Origin of the sequence: Acinetobacter courvalinii, assembly GCF_014635545.1 — a bacterium.
Lineage (GTDB): Bacteria > Pseudomonadota > Gammaproteobacteria > Pseudomonadales > Moraxellaceae > Acinetobacter > Acinetobacter courvalinii.
Genome location: NZ_BMDA01000004.1, coordinates 137,722 through 153,586 on the forward strand (window position 1 = coordinate 137,722; position 15,865 = coordinate 153,586).

General features: G+C 42.9%; 13 protein-coding genes. 8 read left to right on the forward strand and 5 right to left on the reverse strand.

All coding sequences use genetic code 11. The features are described 5' to 3' along the window. Positions 1–6 precede the first annotated feature (6 nt). The 3 genes from IEV39_RS14600 (at position 7) to IEV39_RS14610 (ending at position 4,313) form a co-directional block, all read left to right on the forward strand. The gene (locus IEV39_RS14600) at positions 7–735 is read left to right on the forward strand and encodes a DUF6160 family protein (protein WP_005283743.1); all 729 of its coding nucleotides are present in this window, start codon (positions 7–9) and stop codon (positions 733–735) included. Positions 736–764: 29 nt separating this feature from the next. After that, positions 765–3,188, forward strand: coding sequence for a DUF6160 family protein (locus IEV39_RS14605; protein WP_005283746.1), 2,424 nt, complete (start codon positions 765–767; stop codon positions 3,186–3,188). Positions 3,189–3,311: 123 nt separating this feature from the next. Then, positions 3,312–4,313 (forward strand): DUF6160 family protein, encoded by a 1,002-nt coding sequence (locus IEV39_RS14610; RefSeq protein ID WP_005283749.1) that lies wholly within the window; start codon positions 3,312–3,314, stop codon positions 4,311–4,313. Between the two features lie 68 nt (positions 4,314–4,381). On the opposite strand, the gene IEV39_RS14615 is transcribed toward IEV39_RS14610, so the two are convergent. From IEV39_RS14615 to IEV39_RS14625, 3 genes are all read right to left on the reverse strand, one after another. Next, entirely contained in the window at positions 4,382–5,311 is a 930-nt protein-coding gene (locus tag IEV39_RS14615) for a tRNA dihydrouridine synthase (protein ID WP_005283752.1), read from the reverse strand. Between the two features lie 74 nt (positions 5,312–5,385). Further along, positions 5,386–5,889: a hypothetical protein gene (locus tag IEV39_RS14620; protein WP_005283755.1), complete on the reverse strand. Its 504-nt coding sequence runs from the start codon at positions 5,887–5,889 to the stop codon at positions 5,386–5,388. A gap of 24 nt (positions 5,890–5,913) precedes the next feature. Further along, on the reverse strand, positions 5,914–6,723 hold the full coding sequence (locus IEV39_RS14625) for a cytochrome C assembly family protein (protein ID WP_005283757.1): 810 nt from the start codon (positions 6,721–6,723) through the stop codon (positions 5,914–5,916). 147 nt (positions 6,724–6,870) lie between these two features. On the opposite strand from IEV39_RS14625, the gene ffh reads away from it, so the two are divergent. Then, positions 6,871–8,280, forward strand: coding sequence for a signal recognition particle protein (gene ffh / locus IEV39_RS14630; protein WP_005283760.1), 1,410 nt, complete (start codon positions 6,871–6,873; stop codon positions 8,278–8,280). 161 nt (positions 8,281–8,441) lie between these two features. Next, a complete protein-coding gene (locus IEV39_RS14635; protein WP_005283763.1) occupies positions 8,442–9,029 on the forward strand; it encodes an RBBP9/YdeN family alpha/beta hydrolase in 588 nt (195 codons plus the stop codon). On the opposite strand, the gene IEV39_RS14640 is transcribed toward IEV39_RS14635, so the two are convergent. Beyond that, positions 8,999–9,742 carry a pantothenate kinase gene (locus tag IEV39_RS14640; protein ID WP_005283767.1) on the reverse strand — a complete coding sequence of 248 codons (744 nt, stop codon included), beginning with the start codon at positions 9,740–9,742 and terminating at the stop codon, positions 8,999–9,001. The genes IEV39_RS14635 and IEV39_RS14640 overlap by 31 nt on opposite strands. A gap of 15 nt (positions 9,743–9,757) precedes the next feature. After that, a complete protein-coding gene (locus tag IEV39_RS14645; protein ID WP_005283770.1) occupies positions 9,758–10,534 on the reverse strand; it encodes a biotin--[acetyl-CoA-carboxylase] ligase in 777 nt (258 codons plus the stop codon). A gap of 6 nt (positions 10,535–10,540) precedes the next feature. Between IEV39_RS14645 and IEV39_RS14650 the strand changes: the two genes are divergently transcribed. The 3 genes from IEV39_RS14650 to smc all read left to right on the forward strand — a co-directional run bounded on the left by IEV39_RS14650 (position 10,541) and on the right by smc (position 15,864). Next, on the forward strand, positions 10,541–11,341 hold the full coding sequence (locus tag IEV39_RS14650; RefSeq protein ID WP_005283773.1) for a sulfite exporter TauE/SafE family protein: 801 nt from the start codon (positions 10,541–10,543) through the stop codon (positions 11,339–11,341). A gap of 367 nt (positions 11,342–11,708) precedes the next feature. Next, a complete protein-coding gene (locus tag IEV39_RS14655) occupies positions 11,709–12,404 on the forward strand; it encodes a GntR family transcriptional regulator (protein WP_004770835.1) in 696 nt (231 codons plus the stop codon). A 10-nt stretch (positions 12,405–12,414) separates the two neighbouring features. Continuing rightward, positions 12,415–15,864 (forward strand): chromosome segregation protein SMC, encoded by a 3,450-nt coding sequence (smc, locus tag IEV39_RS14660; protein WP_005283778.1) that lies wholly within the window; start codon positions 12,415–12,417, stop codon positions 15,862–15,864. Position 15,865 lies beyond the last annotated feature (1 nt).

A 15,865-nucleotide genomic window follows, 5' to 3' on the forward strand; every position in this document is an offset into this window, starting at 1 on the left:
AGAGCGATGAAAAAAATCACAACTTTACTTCTTGTATTAGCCACAACATTAACGCATGCCGAATTACAAAGTCTGGATAATGAGGCTTTGCAGGCTGTTGAAGGACAGGCAGGGGCGGATTTATCTCTCAAATTATCATTGAACCAGATTTATAACAGTACCACTGGAAAATATGAGTTTGATAATGGTCTGGGTGGTGTGTGTGAAAACTTGGCCTTTTGTCATCTTGGGATTTCAGTGAATAAACGTTTTGTCCGAAATGGCAATCAGCCTGTCAGTGATCCGACCCAAGCCAATCCGGCAAATAAAGTCTGGTTAGTCTTTAAAGGCATACAAGGCACCATTGATCTGCAAAAGTTAGGTCTGGATGGTGTTGACCTGATTTATAACGATGATGGTGGAGCTGCAAGAACTAAACCTGCAATGCAATTAAGCTTTGACCCAACCAAGCCAATTTTGATCCGTAACTTTGGTTTTAATGCCCTTGCCATCGAGCAAGATGATTTTACCAGTTACTATGATAGTAATGGAAAATTGGTCGAAGGGAATAATCCGACTACACCGCCAGCAAGTGGCTATGGCTATTTAAAAGCACCTACATACGCTGCAGATCATCCTTCCGTGTATGACCGTAATAAAGAAACGGGATTTATGGGGTTAAAAATGAATGGTAATTTGGCGATTCAAGGAAATGTAATGATGTTTTCTTGCGATGCAAGCCATCCACGTTGCTAATCGGATCTAAATTTCAAAGGATTGAAGCGATGAAAAAAAATAATGAAAATAGTCGGAATATAGGTTTTGCACTCAATACCTTAGCTGCAAGTATATTTTTTATTAGTCATTCTGCTTATGCATTACAAGCTTTGGATGATAGTGCTCTACGTAGTGTGAATGGACAAGATGGTGTCCATATTGAAACCACCTATGACAAAATTCATGTGGACCAGTTTTTTTGGCAAGATGATGCTGGGCGAGGCAGTTCTGATGCGGCGGGTACTACTTTAAAAGCAGTCGCTAACAATTTTAATATTCAGCAAAATGCTTTAGGCAATCCGCTTGGAACAACCTATAAGCTAAATACAGGAAGCAATGGTAATAAAACGGGATTGGACATCGAACTTTCCTCAAATCCATCTCTCATCACCATTGATTCATTTCAGATTTGTGACACCAACAGATGTAGTAGTGATATTGGTAATTTAGCAATTCAGACCACTTCACCATTAGATTTAAAGTTTAAAACGACGGACGGACTGTTTAGTAAAAGCAGCCAGGCTTCGTTAGAGTTAGGTCTTAAAAATGCCAATATTTATTTGGGACAGACCTCAAATAATGAGTTGAATCAACTGGTGCTGAAAAACCTGAATTTTAACTTTTTAGGTAAAGGCGTGATGTTTGTCGATTCTGTTGAAGGGATTAAGCTACAAACCAATAATGCATTACTTACTGGAAATGCAGCAAATGCTTCATTGACCCAGACGCCGACGACTGATTATGGTTATGTCGATTTTACCCGAGTTAAAGATACCGGCAATGTTACAGCTGGAACCTACGCAGATGGCGGTGTAGCGACCAATGCTGGATTAAATTTAGAGTTTTTGTTGAATAAAAAAGCAAATCCAGCTTCTCCTTATACACTGGATGCAACCAACACACCGTTAAATCAGCAAGCCAGTCCTGATAATAAGGCCAAAGGTTTAATTCGTGTCGGAGCCAATGGTCGTATGATCAATGGTTCTCTACAGTTGCGTGGTATCAATGCAAGTAATGCAGCGAATCCTGCTTATGGAAGCAGCTATGGCAATCCTGAGGGAACCAATATCCTCGGCAGCACCACTGGCGGAAATGCCATCATGGGGAAAACAGGTGTTGCATTCCGTATGAAGGCTGAATTTACCAAAGATAATGACTCGATGTTGGGGACTGATGGAAAGGCCACAACCTTAGAAATAGGTGGTGCAGGATTAAATACCTATGGTTTTGAATTCGGCAATTTAACGGGTTTACAGTTAGGCACCCGAGGCTCCTTTGATACAGGCAATGTCTATCTCAATCTGGTGGATGCCCGTTCAGTCTACTTACCAGCAAACTATGTTTTTCAAACTTCTAAATTTGGTAATGGCAGTTTCTTAACCCGAGATGTGGACTATACACAAAGTCTGCATACCCAAACAGGAACCACAAACCCTTATAGTCTGCTTGTGGCCATTCGTGGCGCAGAGTTTCAGGCAATTTCTCGACGCGGACGTTTCACCAACAGTGCAACCAGTAATCCTGAAAGTGGATATGCAGCAATTACCAATCATACGGATAATAACTGGGGTCTAGCATTACCTTTTTATAACCTGAATGCCAATATGGCCATGTATGGTACAAAAGTGAATGCCAATGAGGCATTCTATTTTGACAAAAATGGTGTGAAGCGTAGTGTAGGAAACAGTGGTGAAACGCCGAGATTAGGTTTTTCATTAGGTCTCAGTACCACAGGTGTAGATCGAGATAGCGCCTATAAGGCTTTAGGAAATAAAACCACTTCTATTCTGGTAATTGACGGTGCTCGAAACTATTACATGGGCTTGCGTAATATTGATATGTTGTTAAAAGGAACGGGAAGCCTCGGTCTTGAAAATGGCAGTTTCAATGCAACACTTAAAGATATGCTCATTGTGATGGCGGCAGAAGTTGCTGCGGGTTATTTACCTGGTGCAACCTATACAGGTGGCGTGTCACCTAATAATAACTTTGCACTGAGTAATGATGTGCTATTTGGTTTAAAACTTCGTATTGGAGGAGATATGAATCTGTCTCTTATTCCAAATAACGAATATAAAGCGGATGGTACAGGCAATGCCTTGAATATTGTTGGTGATCTTAAATTAAATGCAGCAAGCAATAACACAATACAAATTAGTGATCCTGTGGATGGTTCAACTTTAGGCCTAGATAATATTCAGGGTGATATTGCGTTTAATAACGCCATTAAGATCAGTCGAGATAGCTCAGGAGAAGGGGTAGCAAGCTTTAATGCCGGGCTGACCTTTAACCCAAATCGTACCACTGACGGTGTCTTTAGAACTCGAGATATTAACCTTTATGGGCCGAGTGGTGGTGCTCAGCGTTTAGGTGAAATGGCAATTACGGGTGGACGCTTAACCAGTCAATTTTCAATCATGCCTCGAAACTAAGATATTTGATGGCGTAACAGTAGATGCTTCTACTTATCTATCAAATGATAAATTGATTGTGTAACGAGTCGGTTATGTTAAGCTGTAGTATATATTTTAAACATTTGTCTATGGATGAGGACAATGAATAAAAACAAGAAACTAGCGTGTTTGTCATTAGTATTGTTAAGTCCATTAACAATGGCGATGCAACCGATGGATGATCAGAGTCTTTCAGCAACAACTGGACAAGACGGTTTGACTATTGGCGTACAGTCCAATGTCCAGTTTAATCAATTGGCAATCATTGATAATGACGGTCTACCGAGTGGTGGCTATACAGGGCGTGCTGGTCTGGTAATTGCAGGCGTAGCGGGTCAAGCTGTTGCCAGTCCAGTTAAAGTAACGGGATTGAATGGTAGTACTGAGACCACTTTCGGTTTAAAAGCAACGATCGATACGGATAAAGGTAATGCTTCAGCAAAGGGCGCTTTTGCTAATATTGATTTAACTTTTGATAATAGTATTACAGGACTTCGAATCTCACCTTTCTCTATCTATACCGCAGGATCAAGTTCACTTTCTAATTTAAATGGAAGTAGCTATACACGTAACTCCATCTTTACAGCAGGGACTTTACTGAAAAGTGATGTCAAAGAGCTGTTGCGGGTTGGAGGAATCGATATTGTTTTTGCAGCGAATAAACCCAGTATGAATATCCAGCTGGGTGCAGCACCGCAAGGTCATATGGTAATGTTTGATGGAGCAATTGAGTCCATTTGTGGATCAGGAAATGGCTGTAATATCATGCTGGTATCTGATTATGCAACACCAGGAAACTCTGCAACGCCGGCGGTTGGCGCAAGTTTTAATTTTAAATTGACAGGAAATAATGGTAATCCTTTTGGGCTTAAAGGTTTTTATGCTGGAGTTTATGGCCCTGAAGGGACTGATAAGGGGGGGCTTATTTTTGGCAATGCCGGCACAACAGACAAGTTTGATTTACAGCTAAACAATGTCCTGTTAGGTTCAAATGCAGCTCAACAGTCAGGTGTTTTTAATAATTTACCAAATGCTTCAATTGGTAATATTGGCATGACAGGTGCTTCGATCACAAATCTAAAAATGAAAGTCAGTGGCATGTAATGAAGTGTTTTTGGGTTTTCCCAAAGTGGCTTAGGCCGCTTTTTTTATTTAAATCTTAAGTACAAGCCTCAGCTCTGTTTTAAATATTGAAGGATATCTTCAAGCTGTTTGATCTTCTTCACGTGTGCCCACAGTTGTTGAGCTTCAGGATAGGCCTTGGTCATCATTCCTAACCATTGCTTATAACGTCCGACCATGCCAATTTCGGTCTTGTATTGACCGCTTAAGAAACGTAGCTGCAGTTCTACCAAGTCTTGCCAAGATAGCAGCGCATGATCCATATCCTGACGAATGCATAAGGTTAAATCTGGTGTAGTCACCGCACCGCGGCCAATCATTAAATCTTGGCAATGAGATTGTTCCAGACAGGCTTTTGCATGGGTATTGTTCCAGATTTCACCATTGGCAATGACATTGATTTTTAATGCTTTGGTAATCGGTTGAATCTTTTCCCAATAGGCTGGCGGGGTATAACCATCTGCCTTGGTGCGTGCATGTACGGTGAGCCAGCTGGCGCCTGCATCTTCAATGGCATGGGCATTGTCTAAGGTATGATTTTCATCAAGATAGCCCAAACGCATTTTGGCTGAAACAGGGATATGTGCTGGTACGGCATCACGAACGGCTTTGACCAACAGGTGTACGGTTTCCGGTTCATCCAGTAATACAGAACCGCCACGATGGCGGTTTACGGTTTTGGCCGGGCAACCAAAATTCAGGTCAATTGCAGGTGCACCCAGTTCAACCACTTTGGCTGCATTGGCTGCGAGCATCTCTGGATTGTTACCTAGAAACTGTACATGTACCGGGGTGCCAGCCGCAGTTTTGCCGCCATTTTTCAGTTCTGGACAAAAGCTGTAGTAGATATGATCGGGCTGAATGCTATCGGTAATACGGATAAACTCGGTCACGCACCAATCAAAACTGCCAACATGGGTGAGCACATCACGCATGATCGGATCAGTCAGACCTTCCATTGGAGCGAGTACAAGTTTCACGATTTTTACCTAGCGAAGCGAAAACAGCGTTATACGCATTTTTTGGTAAGATGTCTAGAAAATGATAGGGGGTTCTACACAAGTTGATGTTGGATGTTTACAGAGAAGTTTATCCATAAGTTTTCATCATCAAAGTTTTGCACATAAAGCTTAATTTTTTGTTGAGGATAAATATGGTCTGTTCCTAAAATGGATTCGCAGTCTTTATAGTTCGCTAGACCATAAAAATTTTCTCCAAATTTGACAATTACTCCTTGGGGATAAAAACAAACGATTTCTGAATCAATGCATTGGTTGATCTGAAATTTGGTCTTTAACCTATTCCATGCTTCTAAATATTGAGATATGGATTTACTCCAAAAGTTTAAAAAATTTTCCTTTGTCGTAATAGATAATTGTTCTAAACTTTCTGAAAAGCTTCCTTCTGGAAGGAAAAAATTAGATTGTTCATCGATAATAGCTGAATTTAAAATTACTGATGGTGTGAAACAAATTGCTCTTAAGCAGTAATATTCCTGATCTAATTCATACAGGACTATTACACCATCTCTATCTGTATTTTTATAGTAAGAGTACATGAGAGTCCATATTAGAACGTTTTATCAACGTCCTAATATCATTTCCAAAACAAATTTGCTGCCCATAAAACCAATCGCAAGCAGGACAAAACCGGTAATGGTAAAACGAATTGCTTTGCGTCCACGCCAGCCAAATTTGTAATGTCCGATCAATAATGCGCCATACAAGAACCATGAAATGATACTAAATGCAGTTTTATGTGCGAGATGTTGGGCAAAAAAGTTATCAATGGTAAAGAAACCGAACAATAATGCGGCAGTGAGTAGGCCAAATCCAGTAATGATCAGATCAAATAAAACAGATTCCATGACCTGAAAGGGCGGAAGTAAATTCACCCAGATGCGTCGTTTTTGTTTCTTTTTTAGTTCACGGTCCTGAAACCATAAAAGCACCGCATGGATGGTCGCCATCAGCAGTACGGCATAAGCTGCCAGTGACAGAATGATATGTAGGTCCAGACCAAAGCTATGTTGTTCAATCACCTGATTGGGTTGGCTAAATGCGAAGCCCAGAATTAAACCAAAGGCAGCTACAGGGGTGCCAATCAGGTTGAGAGGCAGGATCGGGCGAATCAGGCTCAGGATCAGACTCAGTGCCAACATCAGTCCGGAAGTGAAGGACATCAGGTTGAATACATCATAGTTCACCCCAATAGATGTCAGCATGTCTTGGGAAAGAACGGTCGCATGTAGCACCAGTCCTAAACCGACCATCAGGCCATAACACCAAAGATTTGGAGTACGTTTTGACATCAATCGAATAAACAAATACCAAAATGAACTGGTATAGGCGATAAGTGCCAAAATTGTGTAAACCAAGGGGAGACTGATCATGTCAAACCTTTTTTAGGAGGATGAATAATATTCGCCATATAAGATATAAATTCGCTTCGAACTACAGTATCCTATAGCATCTTATGCATAAATTTTCTATTTTAAGAAAGATTTTTTTGCAACTAGCCATTTTAAGCGGATTTCGCAATGTTTGATACCTTAACAGAACGACTCACACAGAGTTTAAGAAATGTTACTGGCTCAGGGCAGCTGACCGAAGACAATATTAAAGATACCCTGCGTGAAGTACGTATGGCACTTCTTGAAGCCGATGTCGCGTTACCTGTAACTCGTGAATTTATCGCGAAAGTTAAGGAAGAAGCGCTCGGTCAGGAAGTCATGACTCAGCTTTCTCCTGGTCAGGCATTTGTAAAGATTGTCTATGATGAACTCACCAAGATGATGGGTGAGGCTAATGAAACATTAGATTTAAGTGCAAAACCACCGGTGGTTGTACTGCTTGCCGGTTTGCAGGGCGCGGGTAAAACCACGACTGCTGCAAAATTGGCACGTTTCTTAAAAGAACGCCAAAAGAAAAAAGTGATGACCGTGTCTGCCGACGTATACCGTCCAGCAGCGATCAAGCAGTTAGAAACAGTATCGAATGAAGTCGGTGTCGGTTTCATCCCATCTGAAGCGTCTGAAAAGCCGATTGATATTGTCAATCGTGCGATTGAACAGGCCAAAATCCAGTTTGCTGATGTTCTGATTGTCGATACCGCAGGTCGTTTACATGTCGATGAAGACATGATGGACGAGATCAAGGCATTGCATGCGGCGGTGAAACCAACCGAGACTTTATTCGTTGTCGATGCAATGACTGGTCAGGATGCTGCCAATACTGCCAAAGCCTTTAATGATGCTTTAGCTTTAACGGGTGTGATTCTAACCAAAACCGATGGTGATGCACGCGGTGGTGCAGCACTTTCGGTTCGTGCCATTACCGGCAAGCCAATCAAGTTCTTGGGTATTGGTGAAAAACTGGATGCGCTTGAGCCATTCCATCCGGATCGTGTTGCACAACGTATCTTGGGGATGGGTGACGTCCTTTCTTTGGTCGAAGAAGTTGAACGTAAAATCGACAAAGAAAAAGCCGAGAAAATGGCGAAAAAACTGCAAAAAGGCGGTAACTTCAACTTTGAAGATATGCTGATGCAGTTTGAGCAAATGAGCAAAATGGGCGGCATGATGGGCTTCCTCGACAAATTACCAGGCATGAGCAATGCGGGTATTCAGGACGCAATTGAAAAAGCCAACCCTGAAAAACAAGTCAAGCGTATGGAAGCCATCATTCAGTCAATGACGATCAAGGAACGTCGTAATCCTGATCTGATTAATCCAAGTCGTAAAAAACGTATTGCTGCCGGCTGTGGTATGGACGTTGCTGAAGTGAATAAACTGATCAAGCAACAGGCACAAATGGCGAAAATGATGAAGAAATTTGCGAATCCATCAGGTATGAGCAAAATGCTGAAATCATTAGGTAATATGCAAAAACAATTCGGCGGTGGCGGTGGAATGGGCCCTTTATTTGGTAGTAATGACCAGAAAAAGTAAGTTCTATCGACTTTCTGAAAAGGCGCGTAATGCGCCTTTTTTTATACCTGCATTTTGAGTGGTATTGTATAAAATTGATACAAAATATCGATGTTAAGCATGATTGAAAAAGAGCAATATATTTCATAAGTTTATGTTTTTATTGAAAAATAGTGTTAAATATGTCACATAATTCAAAAAATAGCGTATTTATTCTGCATTGTGAACATGCCGATCCCGACCAGCATTGGTATGCCTGGTTAGAACACCAATTGAAAAGCGATGATTTGATCGTTGAGCGTGTATTTCTTGCCGATGCCAGTCATCCTGAAGCCGAGATTTGGCAAACCTGTCTGGAAGCGCAATTAAAAGGACTGAATGAGCGGAGTATTGTCGTGGCACATGGGCTGTCCTGTGTGGCGCTCTCAAGATTTTTAGCCAAGAAATTGCAGCACATGAGCATCAAGGCGGGGATTTTTATTGCGGGTTTTAATGACCCGATTGCTCAACGTCCAGAATTTAATGCTTTTATTCAGCAGGCCCAGTTTGAGAGTGGCATGCTGAGGGCCAATATTCAGCGAAGACTGGTGTTCTTTTCCAGTAATGATCCCGTGATCCCTGTGCCATTGACCTTTAAATTTTCAAACCTGCTGAATGCCCAACTGATTGAGGTCACTCAGGCAGGGCATTTCCGTGCGGAAGATGGTTTTAAGGAATTTCCACAGTTGTTGCAGGCACTTCAGACCTTGCTCAAAGCTGAATTGAGCTGAGCATAATGTTTTAAACCTTGTAACAGTAAATCGGATTCAACTTGAGGCTGATAATGATTAAGGAACTTGGCAAACAAAGCGGCATCGCCACCGGTTAAGATCAACTTTTTCGGGGATTGCTGCATGATTTGATCAATGGTACTGATCAGACCCAGCAGAATACCGTGATGGACTGCATCGACTGTGTTATGACCCGGTTTTAAATTATCAAAAGCAGAGTCTGGAATTTTGATCCCTTTGGTATTCTGGATCAGTGAATCCCGTTGCAGATATAAATTTGGCAGAATATAACCGCCCAAATGCTGTAATCCTTCCACCAGATCGATGGTCAGCGCTGTCCCGCAACCAATCACACAAAAGTTTTCGTCAGCTTTGGCCACGGCCAATACTTGCAGCCAACGGTCAATCCCGAGCTGGCTTGGCACATCGTAACCGCATCTCAGGCCGGCATACTCGGCATGCACTTTGGCAAAGATGATCGGGATATCCAGAATATCCAGAATCATCTGAATCCGCTGATTATTCTCTGAGTCCAGAACTGAAGAAATACCGACCTGGGTTAGCTTTTGATGACGAAAATGCTGGATTAAACCGAGCAACAGATCAGCAGGGGATTGCAGGTGTAATTCGGCTGCATGTTCAAGCACCTGATCGTTTTGCGTAATCCAGTATTTTAGGCGGGTATTACCAATATCAAGCCATAAACTTTTCATAGAATTTTCACTTCCTCAGATCGATGCGAGACGTAAACGGCCTTGATAAAATTGCTGGGTCTGATCGGTCTTGATCAATACCGCCCCTTCATTGGAAATCCCTTGGAATAGCCCTTGCACCTTGCCTAGAGTGTGTTCAAATTCAACTTGCTGATTGAGCCAGATAGCATGGTGGTTAAAACGCTCTGCCAGATTATAACTGCCATGCTCAAACCACTGGGCAGCCTGCTGGATTGCTGTGTAGAGCTCGGCAATTAAGCCGATTCGGTCAATCGGATCTAAACCGAGCATTTGTAATGAGGTAATTTGCTGGTCTGGATTTTCTACTGGTGGTGTGGTGAGGTTGATACCCACCCCAATAATCGCTTGATGGGCCGACAGCGGTTCGACCAGAATGCCGCCCCATTTACCTTGAGGACTATATAAATCGTTGGGCCATTTCACTTGTAGGTGAAGACCGTGTAAGCTCGGCATCTGTAGAATATTTAACGCAATTTCCAATGCCAGACGACCGTCGAGTGCTGTCTTGGTCTGGATCAGTGTGCTTAAATAAATGTTTCCTTCAGGAGAGGACCATGGTCGTTGATGTTGACCACGACCTTGGGTTTGCTGTGCACTACACACCAGTCCTGTGGTAATCCCTTTTTCTGCAATCTCACGCATATCATCATTGGTTGATGTCGTGGTGGTCTTGAGTAAGACCACTTCGGGAAACTGATTTTTTGCGTTCAATAACTGTTGAAGCTGGCGGGTTGCGAAATCATCCATCATTTTTACAAGTAGCGTGGTCATGTGTTTATGGAGTTAATCATATATTTGCTGATTGGTGCAATTGCCGGATTTGCTGCGGGGCTGTTTGGCGTGGGCGGTGGCCTAATTATTGTGCCAATTTTATATATTGTGTTCACGCAAATGAATTATGACCCGAATGTCATTATGCATATTGCAGTGGGCACATCATTAGCCACCATTATTGTGACCTCAATCAGTTCGGTAACAGCCCATCATAAGAAAGGTGCGGTGCTGTGGTCCGTGTTCCGTAATCTGGCACCGGGACTGGTAGCGGGTTCATTCTTAGGCGCCGGTATTGCCGACTTGATGTCAGGGCAGCATTTGCAACTGGTAATTGGCGTATTTGCGGTCTGGATGGCTTATAAGATGTTTAAAGGGGCCCATGCTGTGGTTGATCCAAATCGACACTTGCCATCCCCAGCGTTACAGCTGGCTGCAGGTGGTGGCATTGGTGTGGCATCGGCGATCTTTGGCATTGGCGGTGGCAGCTTAACCGTTCCTTATCTAAATCGTCATGGGGTGGTGATGCAAAAAGCCGTTGCAACCTCTGCTGCTTGTGGATTACCGATTGCTGTGGCGGGTGCTCTGGGCTTTATGTGGTTTGGAGCCAAAGAGCAGATTGACGTTCCCAATACCATTGGCTATGTCCATGTATACGCCTTTTTTGGCATTAGCGTTATGAGCTTTATTACCGCGAAATTTGGTGCCAAAGTTGCTCATCGCTTATCGCCCGCCATGTTGAAAAAATGCTTTGCAGGCTTACTGGTGGTGGTGGGCTGTTATTTCATCTACAAAGGGCTGATGTAGGTTTTAATTTATCTCTTTGGTTATGAACGTCAAGAATGGATGAACACGCTTATGTGCGTATTCATCCATGATTAAATTGCGATTGCTTTAATATAAATAATTTTTTTTGTGATTTATTTCATGAAACTAATGCTGGATCAGATGAATGGTTCATGACTCATCAAAAAGATAAATATTTGATACTTAACAGAGAAAAAATGATTTTTTAGTCTATTTTGAGAATGGATCGGTGTTTTTTCAGGACGATTGGCTTAAAAAGCAATAAAATTGTCAGACAATGATATAGAATTTATAGGGTGAGATCAGTTAAAACAAAAAAGCGTAAATAGCATTGGACAATGCGTATAACAAAGATAGTGAGGCGCTCATGAATCTCGAAGAGGCTGATAGTCTTTCTGAACAGATTGCAAAATATATTAGTGAACAAATTATTAGCGGCGAGCTGGTTGAAGGCGAACGTATTCAAGAGTTGCGCATTGCAAAAGAACTGGATGTCAGTCGCGGTTCTGTCCGTGAAGCATTGTTATTACTGGAACGTACCTATTTAATCGAAATTTTTCCACGACGTGGTGCGATTGTCTCGGAAATGTCGGCACAACAGGTCAAAGCGTTGTTTGATACCAATGTGATGGTACTCGGGCATATCGTGCAACGGATTAGCGAAACCTGGCGTGTCAATGAAGCAGAGCATTTACAAGCGTTACTCGATCAATTGGTGGAGTTCGTACGCGCTGGTGACATTGAAAAATTTTACGATGCGATTTTTAAATATTTAGCCGAACAACATGAAATGGTGGCAAATCCATACCTGATGCAATTTTATAAGGAACTGTTGCCGTCCTTGCGTCGTAGCTATTTTCTCACCCTGAATACCTCGCGTCGGGAGCTGCAAGAGTCATTTACCCTGTTTAAGCTGGTGATTGATGCTATTTTGATCCGAAAATCACAACAAGCCGCTTTATTTATGGAAGATTTTTGTCGACACTTGCGTAACCTTGTGTTGGAATCTCTGACACGTATGAAACAGATTGAATTGGCCTGGGCTAGACGCTCACGCCGCTAGTTAGGGCAGTATGCGTTTAAGTAGTTTAAAACTTTCAGGCTTTAAATCTTTCGCCGATAGTACAACATTAAATTTCAAGGCGAACCGAACTGCGGTTGTGGGGCCGAACGGTTGTGGTAAATCCAATGTCATTGATGCGATTCGCTGGGTTATGGGCGAGTCCAACGCACGTCAATTGCGTGGCGGTAGCATGCAGGATGTCATCTTTACCGGGACCGCCAAGCGTAAACCTGTTGGTGTCGCCAGTGTCGAACTTCGTTTTGACAATACCTATGGCAAATTGGGTGGGGCATATAACGCCTATAATGAGCTGGCCGTCCGTCGTCAGGTGACGCGTGAAGGCAAGTCTGAATACTTTTTGAATGGCACACGTTGCCGTCGTCGTGATATCACCGATATTTTCTTGGGGACCGGTTTAGGACCGCGCTCATATGCAGTGATTGAGCAAGGAATGATCAACCGTCTGGTGGATGCCAAGCCTGAAGAAATGCGGGTCTTTATTGAAGAAGCGGCTGGCGTATCTCGTTATCAGGCGCGTCGTCGCGAGACTTTGCAGCATTTAGAACATACTGAACAGAATCTGGCGCGTTTAGATGACATTGCTGCAGAACTGAAATCACAGCTGAGAAGTTTGAAGCGTCAAGCTGAAGCTGCGATTCAATACAAAACCTTAGTAGGCCAGATCCGTACTTTAAAAATTGAAATCCTGTCTTTTCAAGCCAATCAAAGTCAAAAATTACAGCAAGAATATACCGTTGAAATGACGGCATTGGGTGAAAATTTTAAGCTGGTGCGTTCCGAGTCACAGACCATTGAACATGATCTGGAAGCAACCAGTGCTTTATTCCAGCGTCTGATTCAGCAGTCTTCACCGTTGCAACAGGAGTGGCAACAGGCAGAGAAAAAACTGGCTGAGCTGAAAATGACACTGGAACAGAAGCAGAGTCTGTACCAGCAGAATAGCAGTAACCTGGTGCAGCTTGAGCAGCAAAAAGTCCAGACCAAAGAACGTTTACAGTTGTCTGAACTCCAGATCGAAACTTTATCTGCCCAGTTTGATGAGCAAAATCAAACATTGTTGGCATTAGAACAGCAAACACAAACGGCTGAACAAAATGTGAGTGATGTTCAGGCCCAGCACAAGCAGGCATTGCAGCAGTTTGAACAACTGAAAGCACAGGTTGACAAACAGCAACAGCAAAAATTGCAGATGGCTGCACAAATTGAGCAGCTTGCCAAAAATGTGCTGCGAATCGAACAGCAAAAGCAAACGCTACAATCGCAAAGTGGTCAGATCCGTGCGCAGGTTCAAGATGAAGAACAGGAGCAGCTTGAGCAATTGCAGCAACAACTGCATCTAGAGATGGTTGAACTGGAAGCAGCCATTGAAGAACTACAGCAAAATTTACAGGCACAACAAGAACAACAACAGCTGGATAAGGCGGATGTGCAGACACTTAAAACCGAAATACAGGTTTTACTGGCTGAACAAAAGAATTTGAATCAACTGGTGGCGAAACAAAGTCCAAATCAGCAGCAGAATACGCTTCGCTTGATGCAAAGCCTGCGTTTAACTGCGCAAGGTAAAAGCCATGCCAGTATCATTGAAAAGTTCTTAGCCAAATGGTTACAAGCGCATTTATTGGATGATGAGCAGTCATTTCAAGAAGGCGTGGCGCGTCAATTAAAGTCAGCGACGCAACAACGTATTCAAATTCAACATTTGACCTGTCTAAGTGACTGGATTGAAGCGCCACAGTCTTCACTCTGGGCCAGTGTGGCTGTAGCCGAAAATCTGGCAATCGCCTTAGCGCATCAAGCACAACTCCAACAGACACAGTCAATTTTAACGCTGGATGGTTATCATGTTGGCGCAGATTGGGTGATTGGTCTGCATTACGATGAAGATAGCCAAAGCGCACAAGGTATGCTCAGTCATCAGGTGCGTTTAGACGAAATAGCGCTGCAACTTGCGGAGAAACAGCCTAAGCTGCTTGAACTGGAACAGCAATTTTCTCAACAGCAGCAGCGCTTGCAACAGCAACAACAACAGTTACAGCAACAACTGCACAGTCTGAAACAAAAACAGAAAGAGCTGCAACAGCTGGATGTGCAAATTGCCAAATTGCAAAGTACTGCACAGGCTTTTGTGTTGCAGCAACAGCAATTGGCAGATCAACTCAAACAGCTGGATTTACAGCTTGAAGAAGATGCGATGCAGCGTGATGATCTGGAAATAGATTTGCATGCACTTGCACTCAAACTCGAAGCAGTATTGCCAAATTATAAAACCTTGCAGTTTCAGGTGGAAAACCTGAATGAGCAACTGGATGAGCAACAGCAACAACTGCTTCAGCAGCAACAGCAACGTGAAAGTCTGCGTCGCCAGACCTCTCAGGCCAATCAGCAAATTGAACTGTTAGAGAAAGATATTTCGTTCTTGAAAACGCAATATCATCAGATCATTGAACAAATTGAGCAGGCGAAAAAATTTGTTGATCCGATTCAGCTGGAATTGCCAAATTTAGAGTCACAATTTCAGCAGCAATTTCAGCAAACCGAAAAATTGCAAAAAAACTGGAATGAATGGCAACTGGAACTGAATCAGATTCAAGAGAAACAGCAGCAATTGACTGAACAGCGTCATCAAGCCCAGCAAAAAGATGAGCAGGTGCGTGAACAGTTAGAGCAAAAGCGTTTGGCTTGGCAGGCAGCCAAATCGGATCGTGAGCACTATCTGGAACAACTGAAAGAGTTGAATGCAGACGTTTTATCCGATTTGTCGATTGAAATCAAAGATCATCAGCAGAAACTGGAAAAGGCCCAGCAGCAGTTCGAAAAAATTGGTGCGGTCAATCTGGCAGCCTCACAAGAATATGAGGAGGTGTCGCAGCGTTTTGATGAGCTGAGTCATCAGATGCAGGACTTGCAAAATACGGTTGATCAACTGAAAGATGCCATGAAAAGCATTGATCAGGAAACCCGTAAGTTATTTATGAGCACTTTTGATCAGGTCAATCAAGAGATGCAAGTCCTCTTTCCTAAAGTCTTTAATGGCGGGGAAGCCAGCTTAAGTCTTGAGGATGACTGGCAATCTGGGGTGAAATTGATGGCACGCCCACCAGGTAAACGCAATAGTTCATTGGCGCTGTTGTCTGGTGGTGAAAAAACCTTGACCGCATTGGCGCTGGTGTTTGCAATCTTTAGATTAAACCCTGCACCATTCTGTGTTCTGGATGAAGTTGATGCCCCTCTGGATGATGCTAACGTGCAGCGATATTGTAATTTGGTAAAAGAGCTTTCTGAACAGGTGCAATTCATTTACATTACACATAATAAATTGGCGATGACAATGGCAACTGACTTACTGGGAGTGACCATGCCAGAGCCAGGCACATCAAAATTAGTGACTGTCGATTTAGAGCAGGCAAAAGAATACGGGTTAGTTGCGGAGTCATAGT

Coding starts and splice junctions, on each gene's coding strand:
- IEV39_RS14600 (WP_005283743.1), top strand. CDS start 7: ATGAAAAAAATCACAACTTTACTTCTTGTATTAGCCACAACATTAACG.
- IEV39_RS14605 (WP_005283746.1), top strand. CDS start 765: ATGAAAAAAAATAATGAAAATAGTCGGAATATAGGTTTTGCACTCAAT.
- IEV39_RS14610 (WP_005283749.1), top strand. CDS start 3,312: ATGAATAAAAACAAGAAACTAGCGTGTTTGTCATTAGTATTGTTAAGT.
- IEV39_RS14620 (WP_005283755.1), bottom strand. CDS start 5,889: ATGTACTCTTACTATAAAAATACAGATAGAGATGGTGTAATAGTCCTG.
- IEV39_RS14625 (WP_005283757.1), bottom strand. CDS start 6,723: ATGATCAGTCTCCCCTTGGTTTACACAATTTTGGCACTTATCGCCTAT.
- ffh (WP_005283760.1), top strand. CDS start 6,871: ATGTTTGATACCTTAACAGAACGACTCACACAGAGTTTAAGAAATGTT.
- IEV39_RS14635 (WP_005283763.1), top strand. CDS start 8,442: ATGTCACATAATTCAAAAAATAGCGTATTTATTCTGCATTGTGAACAT.
- IEV39_RS14640 (WP_005283767.1), bottom strand. CDS start 9,742: ATGAAAAGTTTATGGCTTGATATTGGTAATACCCGCCTAAAATACTGG.
- IEV39_RS14645 (WP_005283770.1), bottom strand. CDS start 10,534: ATGACCACGCTACTTGTAAAAATGATGGATGATTTCGCAACCCGCCAG.
- IEV39_RS14650 (WP_005283773.1), top strand. CDS start 10,541: ATGGAGTTAATCATATATTTGCTGATTGGTGCAATTGCCGGATTTGCT.
- IEV39_RS14655 (WP_004770835.1), top strand. CDS start 11,709: ATGAATCTCGAAGAGGCTGATAGTCTTTCTGAACAGATTGCAAAATAT.
- smc (WP_005283778.1), top strand. CDS start 12,415: ATGCGTTTAAGTAGTTTAAAACTTTCAGGCTTTAAATCTTTCGCCGAT.